Raw genomic sequence first — 21,148 nt, 5'->3', positions numbered from 1 at the left:
GGGGCGAATGACGGGGATCGAACCCGCGACAACCGGTACCACAAACCGGCGCTCTACCGACTGAGCTACATCCGCCACACAGCGATGCGTTCTTTAGAGAAAGGTTCAGCTGGCGTCTAGCCCTTTCTCAAAGTTTTCTTCAATTTTCTGCTTAGATAACAGGGACACCACCAGTTACAGCAATATTGGCACCCGAAACGTAACTTGCCTCATCACTGGCCAGAAAGACATAGGCCCCGGCGAGCTCCGCAGGTTGCCCCGGTCTTTTCATCGGACCATCTGCTCCAAAGTTGCGAACGTGCTCTCCACCCATGGTTGCGGGAATCAGCGGCGTCCAGATTGGTCCGGGAGCAACCGTGTTTGAGCGTATTCCCTGTTCCGCCAGCAACTCTGCCAGACCACCGCTGAAGTTCAATATGGCGCTTTTGGTTGCCGAATAGGCCAGCAGCTTTGGCTTTGGCCGATCCGCATTGACAGAGACGGTGTGAATCAGGGAACCGCCTTCAGGCATATGAGGAACAACCAGCCGCGATAGCCGGAACACTGCGCCTGAATTCGTATCAAACGTCAGATCCCATTCGTCTTCGCTGACATCTTCCAGAGATTCACGTTCGATCTGAAAAGCAGCATTATTGACGAGCACATCCACCTTGCCGAACTCGGCCACCGTCTTGTCGACGATTTCCTTGCAGACGAAGCGCTCTTTAATGTCTCCCGGCAAGAGCAGCGCTTTTCGTCCCGCTTTATCGACCCATGCTGCAGTCTCGCGGGCGTCGTCCAATTCTTCGGGCAGGAATGACAACGCTACATCCGCCCCTTCCCGCGCAAAGGCAATCGCAACAGCGCGGCCAATCCCGGAATCGCCTCCGGTGATGATCGCCGTTTTCCCCCTGAGGCGTCCATTCCCCACATAGGTCTGCTCACCGTGATCAGGCTTGGGTGTCATTTCCAATGTCTGACCAGGAATATGCTTCTGCAATGGCGTGTCGAACGGGGGCTTCGGATATCGGCTCATGTCGAACTCCTTAAGTTGTTCTCATGCCAACGCTGTGAATGCAGTGAATGTTCAATCATCTTTCCACGTGAACATCTTCAATCCTGCTCTAAGGCACGGTACACTGGCCGCACCATTGCCGCGCCGGGCCCGAATACGTCGCACCCTGTAGCTCTTCACTCTCAAGGATTGTCATGACACCCGCTCTCTACCGCCGCCAGTGGGGACAAAACCCGCTGCGTGAGGTTCTGGCTGGCATGGTCGGCACTTTTGCCCTCATTCCCGAAGTCATTGCCTTCTCTTACATCGCCGGTGTTTCACCTGCGGTCTCGCTGTTCGCGTCTTTTGTCATTTCGGTCTCAATCGCAATTTTTGGTGGCCGACCCGGAATGATCTCAGGAGCCGCAGGATCTGTTGCTCTTGTTGCCGCACCACTCGTACATGCCCACGGCGTGCAGGCCATGCTGCTCGCCACCCTGATCGCCGGCGCTCTACAGATTGTGTTCGGCCTTCTGCGCCTTCAGGCCGTTATGCGGTTTGTTTCTGCGGAAGTTCGCACAGGCTTCGTCAATGCGCTGGCCATCATGATCTTTTCCGCACAGATGCCACAGCTATTGGGTGTTGGCTGGGAAACTTACGCCCTGATCGCTCTGGGTCTCGTCATCATCTACCTGCTTCCCAAGATTTCTGACGCCATCCCATCCCCGTTGATTTGCATTGTCCTGCTGACGGCCATCACAATGGTCCATCCAATGCCTGTTCACACGGTGTCAGATCTAGGGGAACTCCCAACGGGTCTCCCTCACCTCACTATTCCCCACATCAACCTGGATTGGGCGACCCTGTCAGCCGTTATTCCCTATGCCGTCGCCATGGCTGCCGTGGGTTTGCTGGAATCCATGATGACAGCATCAGTCGTCGATGACCTGACGGACACGCACGGCAATCAACGTATGGAGTGCACAGGCCTTGGCATCTCCAACATTCTCGTTGGAGCATTCGGCGGCATTGCCGGGTGTGGCATGATCGGCCAGACAGTCGGCAATCTGCGTTACGGCGGCCGCGGACGTCTCTCCACCTTCACAGCAGGTGCTTTTCTGCTCGCCCTGATGGTCCTTCTTCATCGCTGGGTCGGACAGGTTCCAATGGCCGCTTTGGTCGCCATTATGATCATGGTTTCGATCAGCACATTCTCCTGGGGCAGCCTGCGGGACGTCACGCGCCAACCCAAGCTTTCAAGCCTGACAATGCTTGTAACCGTCGTTGTGGTCGTGCTGACGCATGATCTGGCTGCCGGCGTTCTAGCCGGGGTTCTCCTGTCGGGCGTGTTCTTTGCCTGGCGCGCTGCCAGCCTGCTGACTGTAACCAGCCACCGCGACGGATCAACAGAGACCTATACCATCTCCGGGCAGGTCTTTTTTGCGTCCGCAGACGGCCTTTCGGCCGAGATTGACTATCTGACGAACGCTGAACTCGTCGTACTCGATTTAACGCATGCAAGGTTCTGGGATGTCACGTCCGTTCAGGCACTGGAAAAGGTCCTGGACAAGCTTCGAAGTCATGGACGTACAGTTGAAGTCACAGGCCTGAAGCATGAGCAGCATGGCATAATTGCATCTCAGTCGGACAATACGCTTCTGGCAATGTGACACGCCTTTCACGGAATATCGCATCCGGACAGGAAGCAGGATACAAAGACCTACTCATGATTGTGAGAGGGGAACCTGCCCGGATGCGCAGATTTGTTATCACCAGCCTCCTATGCTCCATCCTCGCTTCCGGAAGCTCTGCCTCCGCACAACCCGCGTTTCACAATAAAAACGCCACAGCTCAGATACCTGCTGCCGCACAGGCTCTGATCAATCGCTACAACATGCAGCCTGTTCCTGTAGAAGGCGGCTGGTTTTCCCAGCTTCAGCGCACCACAGAAACTATTGCGGGCTCGGCTTTGCCTGCACGCTATGCTGGTGTCACACACCCTCTCTCCACAGCGATCCTGTTCGTGGAAACACGACGGGACTTCTCTGCACTTCACACCCTGAAAACAGCCGAGATCTGGCATTTCTATGCTGGAGATCCCGTTCATCTTCTGTTGCTTCATCCTGACGGCCGAGGCCAAAGTATCACGCTGGACCGGGACCATCCTGCCTATGTCGTTCCTGAAGGTGTTTGGCAGGGCTCGGCACCTAACGGTCCCGCTGGCTGGTCATTTGTTGGCACGACCATGGCTCCGGGCTTTATTCCCGAAGACTTTCAACTGGGTGAACGCAAAGCCCTCAGCGAGCGTTATCCTGCCTTCCGCAAGCAGATTACTGCCCTCACCCGTGTGAAAGACCAGACCCAATGAAGATCAGCCTTGGTATTCTGTCGCTTCTATTCGCACCTGGTTTTGCAGCCGCGCAGGTTGTCCACCCAGACCATGTTCCAGCAATTTACCCCGCACCAGGCAGTACCCTGCAGGAATTTATCGGTATCGGATCTGCACTCCCGTCCCATCATCAGAGCATTGCACTCTTCACCCTGACCGCAGGAACCACCTATCCTGAGAGTTACAATCGACGTTCGGAAGAAATCTTCCTGATCCATGAGGGAGAAGGCACCGTCTGGCTTGGAGATCAGATAACTCTTGTCAAAGCAGGCGACATCATTCGCATCAGCCCACATTTGAAGCATAAAATTGCGGCTTCCCCGCATTCGTCCCTCAGTTTTTACGCAATCTCGGCTCCGCCTTTTACCGCCGATGATTACATCCTGACCCCACCGCGGTGATGCCTTCAGCATCAGGCCCATTTCCTTCAAGAAATTTAATATCCCTGAATTCCCTGCAGTATTAAAAGAATGATCTGACTGCTCTTCCTGAAGCAGATGAATGAATCTGCTTCAGACCGCGATGCAGTTTTCCATACAATCTTTAATGTTGCGGTAATCCAGTCTTCATACTCCCGTTTAATGAAAACTGTATTAAGGCACCATGCAGCTGCCAGCCTTATCATCCGATGCACAGTCTTTACCGCGCAAGCATGCTCGCGACCATCGCGTTGATGCCTTGCGGGGCGCTGCTCTGCTGATGATGCTGGCTGACCATGTGCCCGATAATCTCATCAACAGAATCACCATTCGCAATTTCGGTTTTGCCGACGCAGCTGAAATCTTCGTCATGCTGGCAGGATATGCGTCCTATTTGGCATATGGTCGGTTGATCGACCGCGACGGGTGGACCAGCGGTATCCGCCGTATCCTGTCGCGCTGCGCCAAATTGTATATTTATCAGACAGCCATGACGCTGGTATTCGTCTGGACCGTCCGGCACTGGCGCCATTACGAGCCCGTCCCGGAATATATTCTTGAGCCGCAACTCGCCCACGGATACGGCTGGCTATGGCGCATCCTCACCTTCGATGCGCTACCGAGCTACCTCAATATCCTGCCGCTCTATATTGTTCTTCTGGCTCTTTTCCCGCTGATCTACGCTGCCCTCAAGAAAAGCGTCTGGCTGCTGCTTGGCGTCAGTGCAGCCATCTGGGCGATTGCCAATATCGATCCGCGCATCACGGTTCCAAACTGGCTGGACCCGAATGGCTGGTATCTCAATCCGTTCGGCTGGCAGTTTCTGTACATTCTGGGTGTGCTTGGTGCTGTATGGGCGTCAAAGCATAATGGCGACCTGCCAGCCAGAACATGGGCCAAGGTGCTCTGCGGGGGCTACCTGATTGGTGCCTTTATCCTCTGCTTTCCGTATGAATACTGGCACCTGAGCGGGCTGCGCCTGTTTCCGGCCCCACCCAATAATGGGAAATCGACTCTCGCCGTCTGGCGATTGTTCGACATTATGTCGATCTTTTATCTCGTGCAGTCTTCACGTGTTCTACGTCGTTTTTCAGCCGATCGTCTGGGCCAGATCCTGGCCTTGCTTGGCAGAAATTCACTGGAAGTGTTCTCGTTCGGCACAGTGCTGGATTTGCTGGGACGCCTGATCCTTGGAAGTTTTGGAACAGGCCTGGGCCTTCAGATCATTATTAATGTTCTGGGGCTTATTCTGACCTTCGCACTGGCAATCCCGCTGGACCGCTCTCGCCAGAAGGCGAAAGCGGCCCGTGCACGCATGGCTCCTCAAGCCGTAGCAGCACGTCCGGGATAGCTGATCTCAAAGCGCTCACAGTCCATGGGGAAGAGACGGACCTGCACATCCATCCCGCCCTCATGATCAAACCGCTCGACAACTTCACCATGCTGGTAAAGCCAGGCCAGTGCCGCACCATCCTGCAGGGACAGGCTGACTTTCACATCCTGCATGGACTGCGTCAGGTACTGGTCCAGCGTCTCGAACAGATCAGGGATACCATCGCCTGTGATGGCCGAAATCACCACAGCGTTGTCACGCTTCGGCACGGCTTCAACACCGCCGATCAGGTCTGCTTTGTTCAGAACCTCAATTGTTCGCTCCGGCCATTGGGCATCCAGCATGCCGTCCCGCACCATGCCGTCCAGAACATTCAACACGTCAGCACGCTGAGCGGCACTATCCGGATGAGCCACATCACGAACATGCAGAATGACATCTGCCTGCGAGACTTCTTCCAACGTCGCCCGGAAGGCAGCAATCAGTTCTGTCGGCAGATCGCTGATGAATCCCACCGTGTCAGACAGGATAACGTTCCGTCCTGAAGGCAAACGCAGCGCGCGCATCGTAGGGTCCAGCGTCGCGAAGAGCTGGTTTTCAGCATGGACTGCCGCGCCTGTCAGCGCGTTGAAGAGCGTGGACTTACCCGCATTGGTGTATCCCACAAGGGCAACAATCGGGAATGGAACCCGCTTGCGGGCATCCCGATGCAAGCCACGTGTGCGCCGAACCTGCTCCAGCTCTTTTTTGATCCGGCCGATCCGGTCCGCAAGCATTCGCTTATCTGCTTCGATCTGCGTTTCGCCCGGTCCACCAAGGAAGCCAAAGCCGCCGCGCTGACGCTCAAGATGGGTCCACAGACGTACAAGACGAGAGCGCTGATATTCGAGGTGGGCCAGTTCGACCTGCAACACACCCTCTCGGGTGGCGGCACGGGCGCCGAAAATATCAAGGATCAGACCCGTCCGGTCCATAACCTTGCACCCCAGCGCCTTTTCCAGATTGCGCTGCTGCCCCGGAGACAGGCGGGCATCGATAATGACGACATCAACTTGATCCAGCTTCACGGCTTCGGCAAGCTGTTCAACCTGCCCGCTACCCAGCAGCGTTGCCGGGCGACGCGCCCGAAGCAGAATTGCCGCCTGCCGAACGATTACCAGTCCGATGGAGGCCGCAAGACCCACCGCTTCTTCCAGGCGGGCATCTGCAGCCCGGATATCTTCCTGCTGTCCCGATTTCTCCCAAGGGAGAATAACAGCAGCACGCGTGGCAGGCTTCTTGGTATCAAATCCGCTCAAAGTTCATTGTCCGCAAACCGCGGGAGGGCTCCCACGGGCATGATTGTACTGATGGCATGCTTGTAAATGAGTTGAACATGCCCATCCCGGCGCAGCAGCAGCGTGTGGCTGTCAAACTGAGCTACGACCCCCTGAAGCTTCACGCCATTGACGAGAAACACCGTGACGGGTGCCTCGATCTGATGGAGATGCTGGAGGAAAACTTCCTGCACAGCGTCTCTTCCGGCGGAAGTGGATGAAGTTTCTGACGTCACGATAATTTTGACTCGCCGGCCCTGAGGAAAAAAGGAATTGGGATCACTGCCCGTTTATCCCCCGACTGCCGGTGACGTCGAGCGATCTTCCTGTGTGGTAACACCAAGCTGCTTCAGCTTGCGATGCAATGCACTGCGTTCCATGCAAACGAAATTGGCCGTACGGCTGATATTGCCACCAAACCGCATGAGTTGAACCTGTAGATACTGCGTTTCAAACAGATCTCTGGCTTCCCGCAACGGAAGACTCATCACGTCCGCCCCCGAGTTCAGACGCGTCATCGACGGCGCGCCCTGACTGATGGTGGAAGGCAGCATATCTGCACGAATGGGATCACTGCCCGAGCCCGGCATCATGATGAGCAGACGCTCCATCAGGTTGCGCAGTTCACGCACATTGCCGGGCCACTCATAAGCCTGCAACGCCGCAAGCGCATCCACGGAAAGTTCGCGGATCGGCAATCCCGAAGACTGTGCGCAACGCTCCAGAAAGTGCTTGGCCAATCCCGGAATATCTTCACGGCGCTCCCGGAGTGAAGGGATGCGTAGAGGGACCACGGCCAACCGGTAATATAGATCTTCCCGGAAGCGATGCGCCATGATTTCGGACTGAAGATCACGGTTTGTCGTGGCAATAACCCGCACATCAACCTTGAGGCGCGTGTTGCCTCCAATCCGCTCAAAAGTCTGGTCCTGCAAGGCACGAACGATCTTGCCCTGCGTCTCCAGCGGCATATCTGCCACCTCGTCGAGCAACAACGTTCCGCGATGAGCACGTTCCAGAACCCCACGGCGTGCGGGCTGGCCGTCCGTACCATCCAGACCGAACAGCTCTTCTTCAAAACGGTTCGGCGCGAGCGTGGCACAGTTCAGCGCGATGAACGGACCTTCCGCACGACGGGAGCGCGCATGAATCATCCGCGCGGCCACTTCTTTGCCTGAACCGGCTGGGCCGGTAATCAGCACCCGGGAGTTGGTCGGGGCCACGCGTTCGATCTGGGCCCGAACAGCCGAAACGGCAGCCCCTTCCCCCGATAACGTCGTCTCAGGCCCGGCCCGCAGTCGCAGCTCTGCATTTTCGCGCTGCAAACGGGCAGCTTCCAAGGCACGCTGAACCACCAGAAGCAGACGATCTGACTGGAACGGCTTCTCAATGAAGTCGTAGGCACCATGCTTAAGACTGGCGACAGCCGTCTCAATGGTGCCGTGACCCGAAATCATCAGCGTCGGCAGACCTGGCTCTTCAGCCTGCATGACCTTGAGCAGTTCAATCCCGTCCAGCTTGGAACCCTGCAACCAGATGTCCAAAATAGCCAGGGACGGCCTGTGTGCCCTGAAAAGTTCCAAAGCCTGATCGGAGTTCGCGGCCGTGCGGGTCGCATATCCTTCGTCGTTCAGGATACCTTCGATCAGGAACCGGATATCCGGCTCGTCATCGACGATCAGAATCTCATGTTCCATCTGTCACCCTCATGATCCGGTCTTCCTTCTCTCCTGCACCACCCAGCTCCGCCAGAGGCAGAGACAGTGTGACGAGTGTCCCGCGCCGTCCGGATGACGGATCGGGGTCCCGATCGGTGAGCTGAAGCATCCCGGCATGGTCCTCCATGATCTTTTTGACAATCGCAAGGCCAAGACCTGTGCCCTTCGCCTTGTGTGTCACATAAGGCTCGGTCAACCGGTGGCGTTCCCCAGTCGGCAGACCAATCCCGTCATCTTCTATCCCTAGCAGGACATGCCCGTCCCGAATGTGCAAGCCCACCACAATGTGTCCAATTGGCTGCATCAGGGCATCAGACGCGTTTTCCCGCAATTTTCCGCGGTCTGTCATGGTTATGGCATCTGCCGCATTCTGCAGAAGGTTTGTCAGCGCCTGCCCTATGAGTCGCCGATCGCACCGAACAATAGGCCCTGAGGGCGGCAGATCCCGTGTTTCGAACACAATGTCGGGATGAGCGTTTCTTTGCAGCACCAGCGCTTCCCGGCAGATCCGGGAAAAGTCCTCGTTCTGCATCACGGGTTGTGGCATCCGTGCAAAAGCAGAGAACTCATCCACCATCCGGCCGATATCCCCAACCTGCCGGACAATCGTGTCGACAAGCTGCGTATATGTGTCTGGATCGCTCTGAATTTCTTTCAGGAAGCGCCTTTTCAGCCGCTCTGCTGCAAGCTGGATTGGCGTCAGGGGGTTCTTGATTTCATGCGCCACACGTCGGGCCACATCGGCCCAGGCCGCTTTACGCTGCGCTGACTGAAGCGCCGTGATGTCATCGAAGGTTACGACATATCCAGCGACATCCGTGCCGCGGAGTTCGGCCACGATCCGCACCAGAAGTGTTCGTCCGGCACCGGCACCCCCGCCGTCACCAGGCCCTCCCGGACGCTGTGCGCCATCCGTATCCACCTGGATTTCATCAGTATGGACGCGTTCAGGCGCCTGCCTTGCCTTGTCCAGCAAAGCTGAAAATTCCGGAACACTGACAGAGAGCCTCATGCCGATCGCGGGTTGCAAATCCCGCTGGAGCACGACGGAAGCAGCCCTATTCGGCAGTTCGATCACCTGTCCCCGGTCCAAACCAATGACGCCCGCCGACACGCCCGCCAGAACAGTTTCCGTAAATCGCCGACGCTCATTGATCTGATCGTAAGCCTGCATCAGTTCTGACCGCTGACTTTCAAGCTGGTCGGTCATACGATTGAAGGCGCGAGAGAGCCCCACAACCTCATCGTCCTTTTCGCGGCTCGTCTTTGCTGGCACCGGAACACGAACACCCAGATCGCCTTGGGAAATGCGCGTTGCTGCAAGAATGAGAAGGCCTAGCGGGTTTGCAATACGGTTGGCCAGCGCAAGCCCTGTCAACATGCCAACAGCCAACACCAGCAATCCCATCAGGCCGAAGATCACCACAACAGTGACCTGCGTTTTACCCCGATTGGCAATCATGTGCTGGTAATCCTGCACGAGCTCGTTGGTACGCCGCATATGCTCGAGGACATCAGGATCGACAGGTCGGGTAATGACCAGCATAAGCCCCGAATTCCCGCCCAGCGAGACAATGGCGCGCACCATGCGCTGATCAGGGCGGTTGAGAATGGCGACGTCTCCCCCGCGTGCCATCTCCACCACAGACTTGGGCGGTAAAGGCGGCAGGGTATTCATGTCCGTCTTGCCGAGAAGACCACCGACACCCAGGACCTTGTCCGTGAGCGGATCGAAGACCTCCGCATCGGTCAAACCACGCTCGTAAACCTCATCGTCCAGCAGTTCCTGCAGACGGGATGGATTGTGAAACAGGTCTGTCCCATGAGTGAACAGCTCATCGTTCTGAATAAGGATCAGCGTATTAGCGAGGGCAAATGCTTCTGTACGGATATTGTCGTTATGTTCCCGCAGATACCCTGCCGCTACAGAGCGGGCCTCCGTCAGAGCATTACTGACGCGATTGGAAAACCAGATCTCCACGCCGTAATGGAAGAATAGCGCTGCAACGGCTCCCACGACGATGGTCGGTGCAACCGCGACAATTCCAAACAGGGTAATGAGGCGCGCATGAAGCCTTGCACCGGCTAGCCCAAGCCGCCGTTCTGCCATCATGCGCCCGATCTGCACCACCCCTGCTGCCGTAATCAGCATGAGCATGATGAAGTCGAGCAGGAAGATGATGGCCTGCACCTGCGGACGATGCGCCAGTGACATGCCGCCCGCGAGAACGACAAAAGTCGCGAACGCCAGAATCAATGCCATGACGGTTAGAAGAACCACCCCGTTGGCGCTTGTCAGTCGTCTCAGCACACGCCCCGGAGAAAAAGAACTCACTCGTCACTTCCCTTTGGAACCGTAATATCCAGTTCCCTGATTTTCTTGCGTAACGTGTTGCGGTTCAGGCCAAGCATGGCGGCCGCGCGAAGCTGGTTCCCGCCTGTTCTCCGCAGGACCATGGTAATAAGCGGCCGCTCGACTTCCCCCACCACACTGGCATGCAGATCGCCCGCGTCGTTTTCCAGACCCGTCTCAAAATACTCGATCAACGGACGTTCGAGAGCCCGTGCCAGCCCCCGTGGCCGATCATTTTTAGTCCCCGGCAGGCGGCACACCGCACTAATGCGCTCAGGTCCGAGGCGCTGCGACGGCTCGAATGCGGCCAACCAGCGATGCAGACCGCTTTGAAAATTACCCTGCCGCAGCAGAAGGGTCAGGTCGTGCCTGCTGGCGGCAATCACACGCAGATCCGTCTCGGGACGTTCAATCTCCGAGACAAACCGGGCCTGTAACGCAGGGCACAGGCAGTCAATCTCATCGACAAGCAGAGTCCCGCCCTGTGCCTGCTCGAACCAGCCGCTTTCACGCCCTCCGAACAGAGCGTCTTCGCGCAGTGCACAGGGGGTAGCCGTCAGAGCAGCGACCACGAAAGGCTGCTGCGCCCGAACACTATGCGTATGCAGGCGACGCGCCACGTCCTGACGATCGAGCCGGGATGCTCCGTACAGAAACATCGGACGGCATGCTTCATCCGCCAGCAAGGGCTCAGCCTGCATCACCATCCCTGACTAAACCTTTGCCGGTCAGGCTGCTTCACTGCATCCATCACGCGGCATGCTGCCGGCCGGTCCGTTCTCACGGTCCCGGACAACGCCCGCTTCGATGTTCCGGTCATAGAACTCTTCCAGCATGGAGATTGCTTCCGGCGCGTTATCCACACGATTAATGGCGGAGCGGAATGTTGCAGAGCCGGGTAGACCGCCGGAGTACCAGGACACATGCTTGCGCGCCAGACGCAGAGCGGGGCGCTCCCCGAAATGATCCAGCATCATCCTGTAGTGACGCAGGGCAATGGACTTTTCCGTTGCCAGATCCGGGTCCGGAACGTCCTGCCCGGTTTTCAGGGACTGAGCCACCTGCGCCGTGAACCATGGACGGCCATAACAGCCTCGCCCGATCATCACACCATCCGCGCCAGACTGATGAAGTGCCTCACGGGCATCACGGATCGTATTGATGTCGCCATTCACGATCACCGGCAGTCCCACGGCATCCTTCACGGTCTTTACGAAACGCCAGTCTGCGGTTCCGTTATAGAACATCTGACGGGTGCGACCATGAACCGTCACGAGCCGGATTCCGCTCTCTTCCGCAATTTTCGCAAGCCGTGGTGCATTGAGGGAGTCGTGATCCCAGCCCATCCGCATCTTGAGCGTCACGGGAACATTGACGGCCCGTGCCGTAGCCTCAAGAATCTTTCCAGCCTGCACTTCGTCCCGCATCAGGGCAGAACCCGCCATCTGGCCGATCGCGACCTTCTTCACAGGACAGCCGAAATTGATGTCGATAAGGTTTGCACCGCCATCAACCGCAATCTTCGCAGCCTGCGCCATCGCATCCGGATCGCACCCGGCAAGCTGAACCGCATTCGGGCCATTCCCGGCCGAACGCGCCATGCGCATGGTGTTCTCGTTCTCCCGGATCATTGCCCAGGATGCGATCATTTCAGACACGACCAGCCCAGCACCAAGGTCGCGCGCAAGCTGGCGGAACGGCAGATCCGTAACCCCTGAAAGCGGAGCAAGGATCACCGGATCTTCGATCACCACGCCCTGGCCAAGATCAATGGGCGCGAGAACGCGGTTCGGCGGAGCGGAAGAGGAGGAAGCTGTCATGACACTGTTAATTTACCGATGCACTCCCTCAAGCGCAAACGGTCCTTTGCCACGAAACCGTTAATGCCCCTGAAGCGCTATCGCCTTGCATCCCTTTCATACTTTGCAATGCGACGCAGGAGGTTTTCATGCCCCACATCACCGCGAGCGACGGAACACGCATTCATTACGAGGAGCAGGGGCATGGACGCCCCTTGGTCCTGATCCACGGATGGACATTTTCTGGCCGGTTTTTCCATCGCAACGTCGAAGCACTGGCCGAACATGCACGTGTCATCACCATGGATCTGCGCGGACACGGACGCTCTGACAAACCAAAACACGGTTACCGCATCGCAAGATTAGCCGCAGACCTGCGAGACCTGATTGGTGCATTGAACCTCAAGGATGCGACCGTTCTGGGCTGGTCCATCGGGTGCCCCGTGATCTGGTCCTATCTGGAACTGTTCGGACAGGATCGGCTCAGAAGCGCCATTTTCGTTCAACAGACGCCGAAACAGTATTACTCTCCGGAATGGAAGCTGGGTCACGCAACCTGCTACGATCAGGCCGGTCTGGCTTACCTGCAGCAGCAGGTTTTTCTGGATGCTGAAAACTTTGACCGCGGCAATCTGGCGGACTGCCTGAGCCAGGACATTCCAGAAGACGAGAAAGCTTTCCTGCTTCGGGAAATGGCCGCCAGCCCGGACTATGCCCGCGCCGCCATGATGGCCGATCATACCACACAGGACTGGCGGGACGTTTTGCCGCACCTCAACCTGCGATCCCTTATGATGGTCGCGGAGAAAGACAAAATCCTGCCCGCAGGGGGGCCAGCCTGGGTGGCCGATCATATGCCGAACTGTGAAGCCGTTTTCTTCAAGGATAGCGCGCATATGGTCTTCATCGACGAAACCGAAAAATTCAATCGGACCGTTATCGAGTTCCTGAAAGGCTGATTCCGATGTCCCTGCCCTTTCTGTTCGGCATGAACGAAATTACCACACAGCCCTGGTCCTTCGAAGAAGACGTCGCACGCTACAAAGCAGCAGGCGTCCAGGCCATCGAGATCTGCGAAGCGAAGCTGGACCCTGCACGCATCCATGAACAGATGACTCTTGCTGCCAACAGCGGCATGACCATCAGCGCCATTCAGCCTTCTGTCCGTACCTTCTTCGACAGCAGGATGGCCCCTGAACCAGCCGACCCGGCCCGGCGCACAGCACGCCTCAGGAAAAGCCTTGAGACTCTTGCACCCTATGCGCCGGGCACCGTTTTCGTCACCAACACAGGTGCTCCACCCAATGGGAACATGCATCGTGTCATGGATGAGACTGCACGTTATCTGCGAGACTTGTGCCCGCTGGCGGCTGATCTGGGCGTTTCCCTGTCGCTGGAGCCGCTAAATCCCACATCCGTCAATGTTGAGAGCGCAATCTGGACGATAGAGCAGGCGCTGGAGATCATTGATGGTGTTGGCCACCCAGCGATGGGCCTCTGTCTGGATTACTGGAACATCTGGCAGCAAGACGACGTCTGTGGCGCCATTCGGAAAGCTGGCAAGAAAATCAACGTTCTTCAGGTGAGCGACTGGCGGACGCCATATTCTGCCACGGATCGGCTCATTCCCGGCGATGGCGTCATTCCTCTGCATGACATGCTTCACGCTACCTGGGAGGCGGGTTTTCGTGGAGCCTGCACCGTAGAAATTTTCTCCTCAGATGTTCCGGACAGTCTCTATGACGGAGATCTCGAGGCTCTTATCAGTCAATCACGCAAGGGGCTGGAGAATGCCTGGAACAAGGCCTGACATCAGCCAGTCGGGCCAATTTCCAGCCGATGCCGGGTCATACCGGCATCTGTGATCACAAAACGACCGTCTTCGCGCAGGCGAACGAACCCCATGCGCTCCAGGCGCTCAAGGCAGGGCTGATCACGCAGACCTGTCGGCCGCCCTGCATCGCCGCAAAGCAGAAGTCGGTGCAGGGTCGAGCGGCAACATGTTTCTAGATAGGGTTCTTCCCACATTGTTTCGCGTCTATCGCGTCCCCATGCTCCCGCCAACCCCTCTCCCCTCACGTTCTACCCCACCACGTGCACGCTGCTCAGGTTTGCGGTAAGGGAAAGACTCATGATTGATCTTGGAAAACTGGCCACGCCCCTCCTACATCGCTTCGATCCGGAGACGGCGCACGAGCTTGCCATAAACTCCATGGCCCTTGGGCTGGGAGGGTCTGCTCCGAAAGACGTACCGGCACTTGCCACCCGCGCTTTCGGACTTCGCTTTCCGAACCCAATTGGTCTGGCTGCGGGTTTTGACAAAAATGCGCGCGCCGTTCGCCCGTTGGCCAAACTCGGATTCGGCCATGTGGAAGCGGGCACCGTCACACCACGACCGCAGCCCGGGAATCCCCAACCGCGCCTGTTCCGCCTGCCGGAAGACGGCGCAATCATCAATCGCATGGGGTTCAATGGCTGCGGAATTGACCGGTTCTGTCGCAATCTTGCACGCCTGCATCGCCCAATGCCTAATGGCCGCACACGCGGTGCGACAGTGCCTCTGGGCGCGAACATCGGCATTAACAAGATCGGCGCAGAGCCTCTGCGGGATTATCCGGAACTCGTCTCCCGCGTCAGTCCCTATGTGGACTACGTGACGATGAACCTGTCCTCACCCAACACGCCCGGCCTGCGGGACCTTCAGTCCGCCCAGATGCTGACGGACCTGCTGAGTGCCATCAACACGCGCAACCCGGATCGTCTGCCTCTGCTGGTCAAGCTGGCTCCAGACATGGACGACAGCTCCTACGAGCCCATTCTTGAGGCTGCCATTGCGGGCGGGGCACAAGGACTAATCCTGACCAACACGACAATTGCCCGCCCAGCAAGTTTAACGAGCCCATTGGCAGCCGAGACCGGTGGCCTGTCTGGCAGACCTCTGGCATCCCGGTCGCGTGAAGTTCTCAAGGTTGTCTCAAACCTGAACAAGGGCCGCATCGCGCTCATTTCCTGCGGTGGTATCGAAACAGGAGAAGACGTGCTGGACCGTATCCGTATGGGTGCGGACATGGTCCAGATCTACACGTCTTTCGTGCTCCAGGGGCCCGCTCTTCTCAGTCGCCTTAAGACGGAACTTCTGAATGCCATGCGTCGGGAAGGGTTCGAAACCATTGCAGACGCACACGGGACCGCTCTTTCCGTCTGAAGCCTGCGTCTCGTTTCAAAAAACGTTATCAATACCAGCGCCTTTGCCCAGTCTGGCAGAGGCGCTTTCTTTTTGCTCGCCAGCCGAAAAAGACCCCGATCGTCGCCTCTGCAAGGCTTTCCTGAACCTTGTGGCTCTTCGGATCGTTAAAACCCAACATCAAAACCAGGAGTGAAAGCCCCACATGCAAGAGCCCCACCTCACAGGGCCGGAAACCCGCCGGCGAACCCGCTTCACGTGCAGAAGCGCTTTCCTTGCCCTGACGCTCTTGTGTGGCGTACCGATCACAGGCCATGCCGCCCCCGCTGCGGCCCAGCAGGCAGCAGCAGCACCAACAACACCCCAGAAAGCCGTTGTGGACAAGAACGGCGGTCTGGGCTGGACGGCCGTATCGGATACGATCAACCGCCAGCTTGAAGACAGTTCAGCAACGCTGAAACAGATCCTCAATGTTCTTAACCGGACAGATGCCAATCTTGGCAGTACCGAGTTGGACAACCTTTCTGCGCGTGCTCAGCGTGTTCAGCAGAATACGCAGGACGCACTGACGCAGATCCAGAACTACGACGACATTACGGACTCCTATCTTCAAATTCTTGGGCCAAAGGCCGCAGAGAACGAAGACCCGTCTGTCACGGAACAGCGTGCGAGACTGCAGCAGAACTCTCAGGGTGTGAAGTCTGCCCTGATGCGGTCCAAGCTTTACAATCTTCAGGCCAAGCAGCTCAATTCCGCCATCGCCACGCGTCGGACACGCCTGCAAAATGCCGCTCTGTCTGAACGGACAGTATCTCCGCTGGCGCCCAAATTCTGGCATGCCCTCCTGACAGAACGGCCGGAAAACAAGTCGTCGCTCCATGAAGACGGCGTACTGTCAGCATGGATGATGCTCCTGATCGGCACGGCGGGCACATTGGTCCTGATCGGGATTGCTTCCCCCTTCATCCTGCGCCTTCTAAAGCGCGCTGGCGCCAAATTCCGTTCCTCTGCGGAGACTGGCGTAAAGGACGCGCTCGCCAGCAGCATCATCGCCATCACGCTCAATGGCATCCTTTGCGCATTGCTTGGAGGGCTGGCCTGGCTGATCTGGAGTGCTGCCGTACTGGATGCCGATGGCGGTCCGATCGCCGCCATTCTGGGAGAAAGCCTGCCGATCTGCGGCTTTATCATCGGCGCCGGCCTCCCGGTTTTTGGACGGAAAGGTGTTCTGGAGGGCAATCCCAACGAACGCCGTGCCCTGCGTGGCGTGGACTGGATGCTGGCACTCAGCATTCTTGTCCTGAACCTTCTTCGCTCTTTCCGCGCTCAGGATGTCTTCGGCCCTACCCTTCAGACCGTTCTGGAAATGGCGTTTTCTCTGGCGATTGGCATCTGTGCAATCGACACCTTCCGCCGGTTGGGCAAGCAGGACGATACACGCCAGTTCGCACCCACCGCGCTGGGACTGTCTTCCCTGATTTTCGGCATCTCGCTTATCGCTGTGCTGCTGGGATATGTCTCCTTTGCATTCTCCCTGAACGGCTGGCTTCTGTCCTTGGGAACGGGTCTGGCCGTCGTTGTGCTTCTGGGTCTGTGCTGGCGTAGCATTCTGGATCATCTTTTTGATCCAGAGGGCCGCTTTAGTGCACGTCTACACCCGCTTGGACTGTCCTCGCGCCGCCTCACGCAGATCGGTGTTCTGCTGTCCGGCATTGGGAACATCCTGCTGCTGCTGCTGCTTTTCTCGATCGCACAGACTGACGGAAGCTTCAGCATGGGCGATATTGGCAGCCGCCTGCGCCTGCTGTTCGTCGGCAATACCATCCATGGCGTAAAGATCTCGCTTGATACGGTCGTTCTCTGCGTCGTGCTGGTAAGCGTCGCTTACTACATCATTCGCCAGACAAAACACTGGATCAGAGATCGTTTCCTGCCCACCACGCAGCTTGATATCGGTGCCCGGACATCCATTCTGAGCATTTTCACATACTGCTCGTGGATCCTGGTTGGCCTTGGCATTCTGTCCATTGCAGGACTGTCTGTTCAGAACCTCACCTGGGTGGTGAGTGCGCTATCGGTGGGTATCGGTTTCGGCCTTCAGTCCATCGTACAGAACTTCGTCTCCGGCATGATCCTGATGGCAGAACGACCAGTCCGGGTCGGGGATATGGTGGAAATTGCGGGCGCCAAGGGTGACGTTAAGCGCATCAGCATTCGGGCTACGGATATTGGCCTTGGCGACGGTTCAACGCTGATTGTTCCGAACTCTCAGTTCATCACGTCCAGCGTCAAGAACTGTACCTTGTCCGGTTCAACAAGCGCTCTGACATTGAACTTCAAGGTGCCCACCACCACAGATCTGGAAAAAGCCAAATCCCTGCTCATTGAGGTGGCTGCCCAGCGCTCTGAAATTCTGTCCAATCCTGCACCTGTGGTGCGGATCAGTGCGCTCGCAAGCTTTAGCCTCACCATGAGCCTGACTGTCCGGATCCTGTCTGCTCGGGACGCATCCACCATACAGGATGCGATCCTGTTCGATGTTTTCCGTCGGTTCAATGCGGAAAATGTCACACTCACGACTGCCTGATATTTCCAAGCGGCCAGTGGAAAACCTCGCTTTTCCACTAGCCGTCCTTTAAGGTGTTGAGTGTCTGAACCGCAGGGACACAGACCGTGCCGCCATCACATATTTCCGGACACAACAGCTCAGGGCAGCTTTTTCATCTGCCCATTCGTGCGCGAATGCTCGCCGTCACCGAAGCTGCCGCTTATCTGGGACTGTCACTCCGTCGACTAAGACTGCTTTCCATGCTTGGAGCAGGCCCAGAGCGCGGTCATATGCCGAATGGGAAGCCCGCATACCGCCGGGAAGACCTCGAAAACTATCTCGTCCAGCTTTATGGCAAAGCCGATATTTCCGGCACTGAAATGGCTCGTCGTCGGGTCGAATACGCCAATCAGCGTAATTCCACACTTGAGCGACTGCAGACAGACCCCAAGGCTCCTCTTCCCCCACCGGACCCCTTCATGATGATGGCCACGAATGGGGAAGTGTGCCAGCATATGGTGTTCTTCATCCTGAAGGTCATGGCCATTTTTGGCTTTATCCTTCTCTGCATTTCACCCACACCGCTCCTGCGTACCCACTTTAACTGAGTCGAAATCAGCCCTGTATGAAAGTTGCCGTTGTTGCCATCGTCCGCGATGAGGTCTCTGATATCCTCTGGTGGCTCGGCTGGTATGTCAGTCTTGGTGTGGATACCATCATCATCTTCGATGATGGTTCGAAAGATGGAACAGATCGCGTTCTTACAGACGCAGCCTGTGTGCATGATATCCGCCTCTACCGCATCGATAGTGACGGCGGCTCTCATATAGAAAGACAGAAACAGGTCTATCTTGAAGCCTTGGAACACCTCAAAGGCGAGTTTGACTGGGTCGGCTTTCTGGATGCGGATGAGTATGTATTTTTCCCGAGCCACAAGACCATTCATCAGTTCCTGAGCGAGATGGACGATGATGTTGGTGCGGTTGGAATCAACTGGTGCAATTACGGCAGTTCAGGCCATGTCATCAAACCACGTGCTCCGGCCTTTCATGCCTTCACGCATCATTACAAACCTGAGATCTACATAAACCGTCACGTCAAATCCTTTGTCCGCCCCGATCGATGGAGTGGCGAATGGTGCAATGTTCATTATTTCGACGTTGCCCCTTATCGCTACGTCAATGACGCCAGACAGGACATTGAGTGGTCTGACACGCTAGGCATCACGGACCGCATTCCAGAATGGAAAAGCGCGAAAGTCATGCATTACCAGCTCAGAAGCATGGAGCATTACGTAGAGCGCACAAAACGCCGCAAAGACGTTCAGTATGGTATGCAGGCCTTCACAGAGGCAGATTATAACGACCTCTATGATCCAACGCCTCAACGTAAAACAGGCATTATCCGCGAGTGGGCTCGCAATGTCGTTCGCCAAGGCCGCGCACGAATTCTTGATGCTCTTCCGGACACTGAGCGCTTAGCCCCGCTCCCTCCCGCGACACCCACCCTGCATGCATTTACACTGACGCCCCTGGGCGGTGGTCATATCTGCGTCCGTGACACCAAGGCGTCAGTTACCGATCAAGCGTCAACAGCCCCTTTGCTTCTCGCGATAAGAATTGGGGAAGCCACCTCCCGCGTTTTTCTGGCCGCCGTTGGTGCTGATGGCAATCCAGCTCCCGTCAACCTGGACGGCAATCTGCATCTGCTCGATTTTTTGCCTTATGACGTCGTACCCACAACAGAGCCAGGATCTGTGGCCCTGCGCCAGGCAGACTGTAATCTTTTCCTGAGTGCGACCCCGCATGTTCTGGGTGGGCAGGTCACGTCGGATCGGCGCGAGGTCAAGGAATGGGAGCTTTTCCAACTCTGCTCCCTTGAGGACGAAACCGCTGCAAATGCCATTCTAACCGGCCCTACACTCAGCTTCGCAAGACTTGCCCTGTCTCAGCCGGTTTCTCTTGCTGCCATCAGTTTTCTGGCCAAAGAGAATTTGCGACTGACAGTTTCTGTGCTGCCTCTACTAATGGACTTTCTGGATGATACGGAACGTCAGATGCTGGAAGCCAAACTCCCAGCCTGACAGAAGTTCTCAGTCTGGAAAGCCTGACAGCACGACCTTCCCAATTCCCTTCCCGCTTTCCAGAAGTTCATGCGCCAGACGTAGGTTTTCCAGCGTGATAGGACCCAGCATCTGATGCAGCGTGGTTCGGAGTAATCCTGCATCGACCAGCGACGCAATCTGCCCAAGAATTCGCCCCTGCACAGCCATGTCTGGCGTATTGAAGGCTGGACGCGCGAACATATATTCCCAGTGGACGGAAAGCGATTTCCGCTTGAAAGGCATGATATCAAATTCACCCGGATCATCGATCATGGCCAGCGCACCCTGCGGGGCCAGCGCGCGAACAATCGCATCCTTGTGCTGCCCAGTCGCCGTTAGACCGGCCACATACCGTACATGTGGAAGACCAATCCGGGCGAGTTCCTGATCGAGCGGACGACGGTGATCAATGACATGATGCGCCCCCATGGATTTGCACCATTCCACGGTCTCAGGCCGGGATGCAGTTGCAATGACCTTCAGGCCAGTCAGGCGACGCGCGATCTGCGTGAGAATGGACCCGACGCCTCCCGCCCCGCCGACAATCAGAAGCGCATCCGGGCTTTCCATTTGCCCGGCCGTGAGACCCAGACGGTCGAATAGCAGCTCCCAGGCCGTTAAAGCAGTCAGAGGCAGGGCCGCAGCTTCAACATCCGTCAGGCTTTGCGGAGCACATGCAACAAGTCGCTCATCCACTGCCTGAAAGCGGGCATTACTGCCCTGACGAAGATTACTGCCAGCATAGAAGACCCGATCGCCAGCACGAAACCCGCGAACCTGACCACCCGTTGCCACAACCCGGCCCACGGCATCGTAACCCAGAACGCGCGCCTCTCCTTCTGGAGGAGCGGCAGACCGGAGTTTTGTATCCACCGGGTTCACGGAAACAGCCGAAATTTCAACGACAACATCCCGTGGGCCCGGCTCAGGGGTGGGAATATTCAATTCCACGAGCGCATCTGTTTCTTCGATGCGCGTCGCACGGGTGTGTCCGAAGGCTTTCATGACGGGC

General features: G+C 56.9%; 19 protein-coding genes and 1 tRNA gene. 10 read left to right on the top strand and 10 right to left on the bottom strand.

What is annotated here, in order from left to right; all coding sequences use genetic code 11:
- Positions 1-2 precede the first annotated feature (2 nt).
- Positions 3-75: transfer RNA gene (locus tag ABF979_RS09745), tRNA-His, on the bottom strand.
- A 76-nt stretch (positions 76-151) separates the two neighbouring features.
- Positions 152-1,015, bottom strand: a complete 864-nt coding sequence (locus ABF979_RS09740) for an SDR family oxidoreductase (protein ID WP_415559464.1) — start codon at positions 1,013-1,015, stop codon at positions 152-154.
- A gap of 173 nt (positions 1,016-1,188) precedes the next feature.
- Between ABF979_RS09740 and ABF979_RS09735 the strand changes: the two genes are divergently transcribed.
- The 4 genes from ABF979_RS09735 to ABF979_RS09720 all read left to right on the top strand — a co-directional run bounded on the left by ABF979_RS09735 (position 1,189) and on the right by ABF979_RS09720 (position 5,132).
- Complete coding sequence (locus ABF979_RS09735; protein ID WP_202207764.1) at positions 1,189-2,643, top strand: SulP family inorganic anion transporter; 1,455 nt, start codon at positions 1,189-1,191, stop codon at positions 2,641-2,643.
- Between the two features lie 83 nt (positions 2,644-2,726).
- Positions 2,727-3,341, top strand: coding sequence for a cupin domain-containing protein (locus ABF979_RS09730; RefSeq protein WP_415559462.1), 615 nt, complete (start codon positions 2,727-2,729; stop codon positions 3,339-3,341).
- Positions 3,338-3,763, top strand: a complete 426-nt coding sequence (locus ABF979_RS09725) for a cupin domain-containing protein (RefSeq protein WP_215750602.1) — start codon at positions 3,338-3,340, stop codon at positions 3,761-3,763. Before ABF979_RS09730 ends, ABF979_RS09725 begins: the two co-directional genes overlap by 4 nt.
- Before the next feature lie 202 nt (positions 3,764-3,965).
- Positions 3,966-5,132 (top strand): OpgC family protein, encoded by a 1,167-nt coding sequence (locus ABF979_RS09720; RefSeq protein WP_415559460.1) that lies wholly within the window; start codon positions 3,966-3,968, stop codon positions 5,130-5,132.
- Here ABF979_RS09720 and hflX read toward each other — a convergent pair.
- The 6 genes from hflX to dusB form a co-directional block, all read right to left on the bottom strand.
- Positions 5,105-6,412 (bottom strand): GTPase HflX, encoded by a 1,308-nt coding sequence (hflX, locus tag ABF979_RS09715; RefSeq protein WP_046901109.1) that lies wholly within the window; start codon positions 6,410-6,412, stop codon positions 5,105-5,107. The genes ABF979_RS09720 and hflX overlap by 28 nt on opposite strands.
- Positions 6,409-6,624, bottom strand: coding sequence for an RNA chaperone Hfq (gene hfq, locus ABF979_RS09710; protein ID WP_369826498.1), 216 nt, complete (start codon positions 6,622-6,624; stop codon positions 6,409-6,411). The genes hflX and hfq overlap by 4 nt, the downstream gene beginning before the upstream one ends.
- Positions 6,625-6,720: 96 nt before the next feature.
- On the bottom strand, positions 6,721-8,127 hold the full coding sequence (locus tag ABF979_RS09705; protein WP_202207768.1) for a sigma-54-dependent transcriptional regulator: 1,407 nt from the start codon (positions 8,125-8,127) through the stop codon (positions 6,721-6,723).
- Positions 8,117-10,411, bottom strand: a complete 2,295-nt coding sequence (locus tag ABF979_RS09700) for a sensor histidine kinase NtrY-like (RefSeq protein WP_244974490.1) — start codon at positions 10,409-10,411, stop codon at positions 8,117-8,119. Before ABF979_RS09700 ends, ABF979_RS09705 begins: the two co-directional genes overlap by 11 nt.
- A gap of 68 nt (positions 10,412-10,479) precedes the next feature.
- On the bottom strand, positions 10,480-11,208 hold the full coding sequence (locus ABF979_RS09695; RefSeq protein ID WP_415559459.1) for a helix-turn-helix domain-containing protein: 729 nt from the start codon (positions 11,206-11,208) through the stop codon (positions 10,480-10,482).
- Positions 11,209-11,229: 21 nt separating this feature from the next.
- Positions 11,230-12,321 (bottom strand): tRNA dihydrouridine synthase DusB, encoded by a 1,092-nt coding sequence (gene dusB / locus ABF979_RS09690; RefSeq protein ID WP_415559457.1) that lies wholly within the window; start codon positions 12,319-12,321, stop codon positions 11,230-11,232.
- 128 nt (positions 12,322-12,449) lie between these two features.
- On the opposite strand from dusB, the gene ABF979_RS09685 reads away from it, so the two are divergent.
- Both ABF979_RS09685 and ABF979_RS09680 read left to right on the top strand, forming a co-directional pair.
- Positions 12,450-13,259 (top strand): alpha/beta fold hydrolase, encoded by an 810-nt coding sequence (locus ABF979_RS09685; RefSeq protein WP_415559455.1) that lies wholly within the window; start codon positions 12,450-12,452, stop codon positions 13,257-13,259.
- Positions 13,260-13,264: 5 nt separating this feature from the next.
- Positions 13,265-14,110 (top strand): sugar phosphate isomerase/epimerase family protein, encoded by an 846-nt coding sequence (locus tag ABF979_RS09680; RefSeq protein WP_415559453.1) that lies wholly within the window; start codon positions 13,265-13,267, stop codon positions 14,108-14,110.
- Positions 14,111-14,112: 2 nt separating this feature from the next.
- Here the strand turns inward: ABF979_RS09680 and ABF979_RS09675 are convergent, their stop codons facing one another.
- Positions 14,113-14,328, bottom strand: coding sequence for a hypothetical protein (locus ABF979_RS09675; protein WP_064275151.1), 216 nt, complete (start codon positions 14,326-14,328; stop codon positions 14,113-14,115).
- A 103-nt stretch (positions 14,329-14,431) separates the two neighbouring features.
- Between ABF979_RS09675 and ABF979_RS09670 the strand changes: the two genes are divergently transcribed.
- The 4 genes from ABF979_RS09670 to ABF979_RS09655 all read left to right on the top strand — a co-directional run bounded on the left by ABF979_RS09670 (position 14,432) and on the right by ABF979_RS09655 (position 20,115).
- Positions 14,432-15,505 (top strand): quinone-dependent dihydroorotate dehydrogenase, encoded by a 1,074-nt coding sequence (locus ABF979_RS09670; protein WP_202207773.1) that lies wholly within the window; start codon positions 14,432-14,434, stop codon positions 15,503-15,505.
- A gap of 184 nt (positions 15,506-15,689) precedes the next feature.
- A complete protein-coding gene (locus ABF979_RS09665) occupies positions 15,690-18,071 on the top strand; it encodes a DUF3772 domain-containing protein (RefSeq protein ID WP_415559451.1) in 2,382 nt (793 codons plus the stop codon).
- Between the two features lie 86 nt (positions 18,072-18,157).
- Complete coding sequence (locus ABF979_RS09660; protein WP_415559449.1) at positions 18,158-18,640, top strand: hypothetical protein; 483 nt, start codon at positions 18,158-18,160, stop codon at positions 18,638-18,640.
- A gap of 17 nt (positions 18,641-18,657) precedes the next feature.
- Complete coding sequence (locus ABF979_RS09655; protein WP_415559448.1) at positions 18,658-20,115, top strand: glycosyltransferase family 2 protein; 1,458 nt, start codon at positions 18,658-18,660, stop codon at positions 20,113-20,115.
- 9 nt (positions 20,116-20,124) lie between these two features.
- Here the strand turns inward: ABF979_RS09655 and ABF979_RS09650 are convergent, their stop codons facing one another.
- Positions 20,125-21,141 carry a zinc-binding alcohol dehydrogenase family protein gene (locus tag ABF979_RS09650; RefSeq protein WP_415559445.1) on the bottom strand — a complete coding sequence of 339 codons (1,017 nt, stop codon included), beginning with the start codon at positions 21,139-21,141 and terminating at the stop codon, positions 20,125-20,127.
- Between the last annotated feature and the right edge of the window lie 7 nt (positions 21,142-21,148).

The organism is Gluconobacter sp., assembly GCF_047723935.1.
Classification (GTDB): Bacteria; Pseudomonadota; Alphaproteobacteria; order Acetobacterales; family Acetobacteraceae; genus Gluconobacter.
The sequence above is the reverse complement of the archived record's forward strand: the minus strand, read 5'-3'. Positions and strand labels throughout refer to the sequence as shown.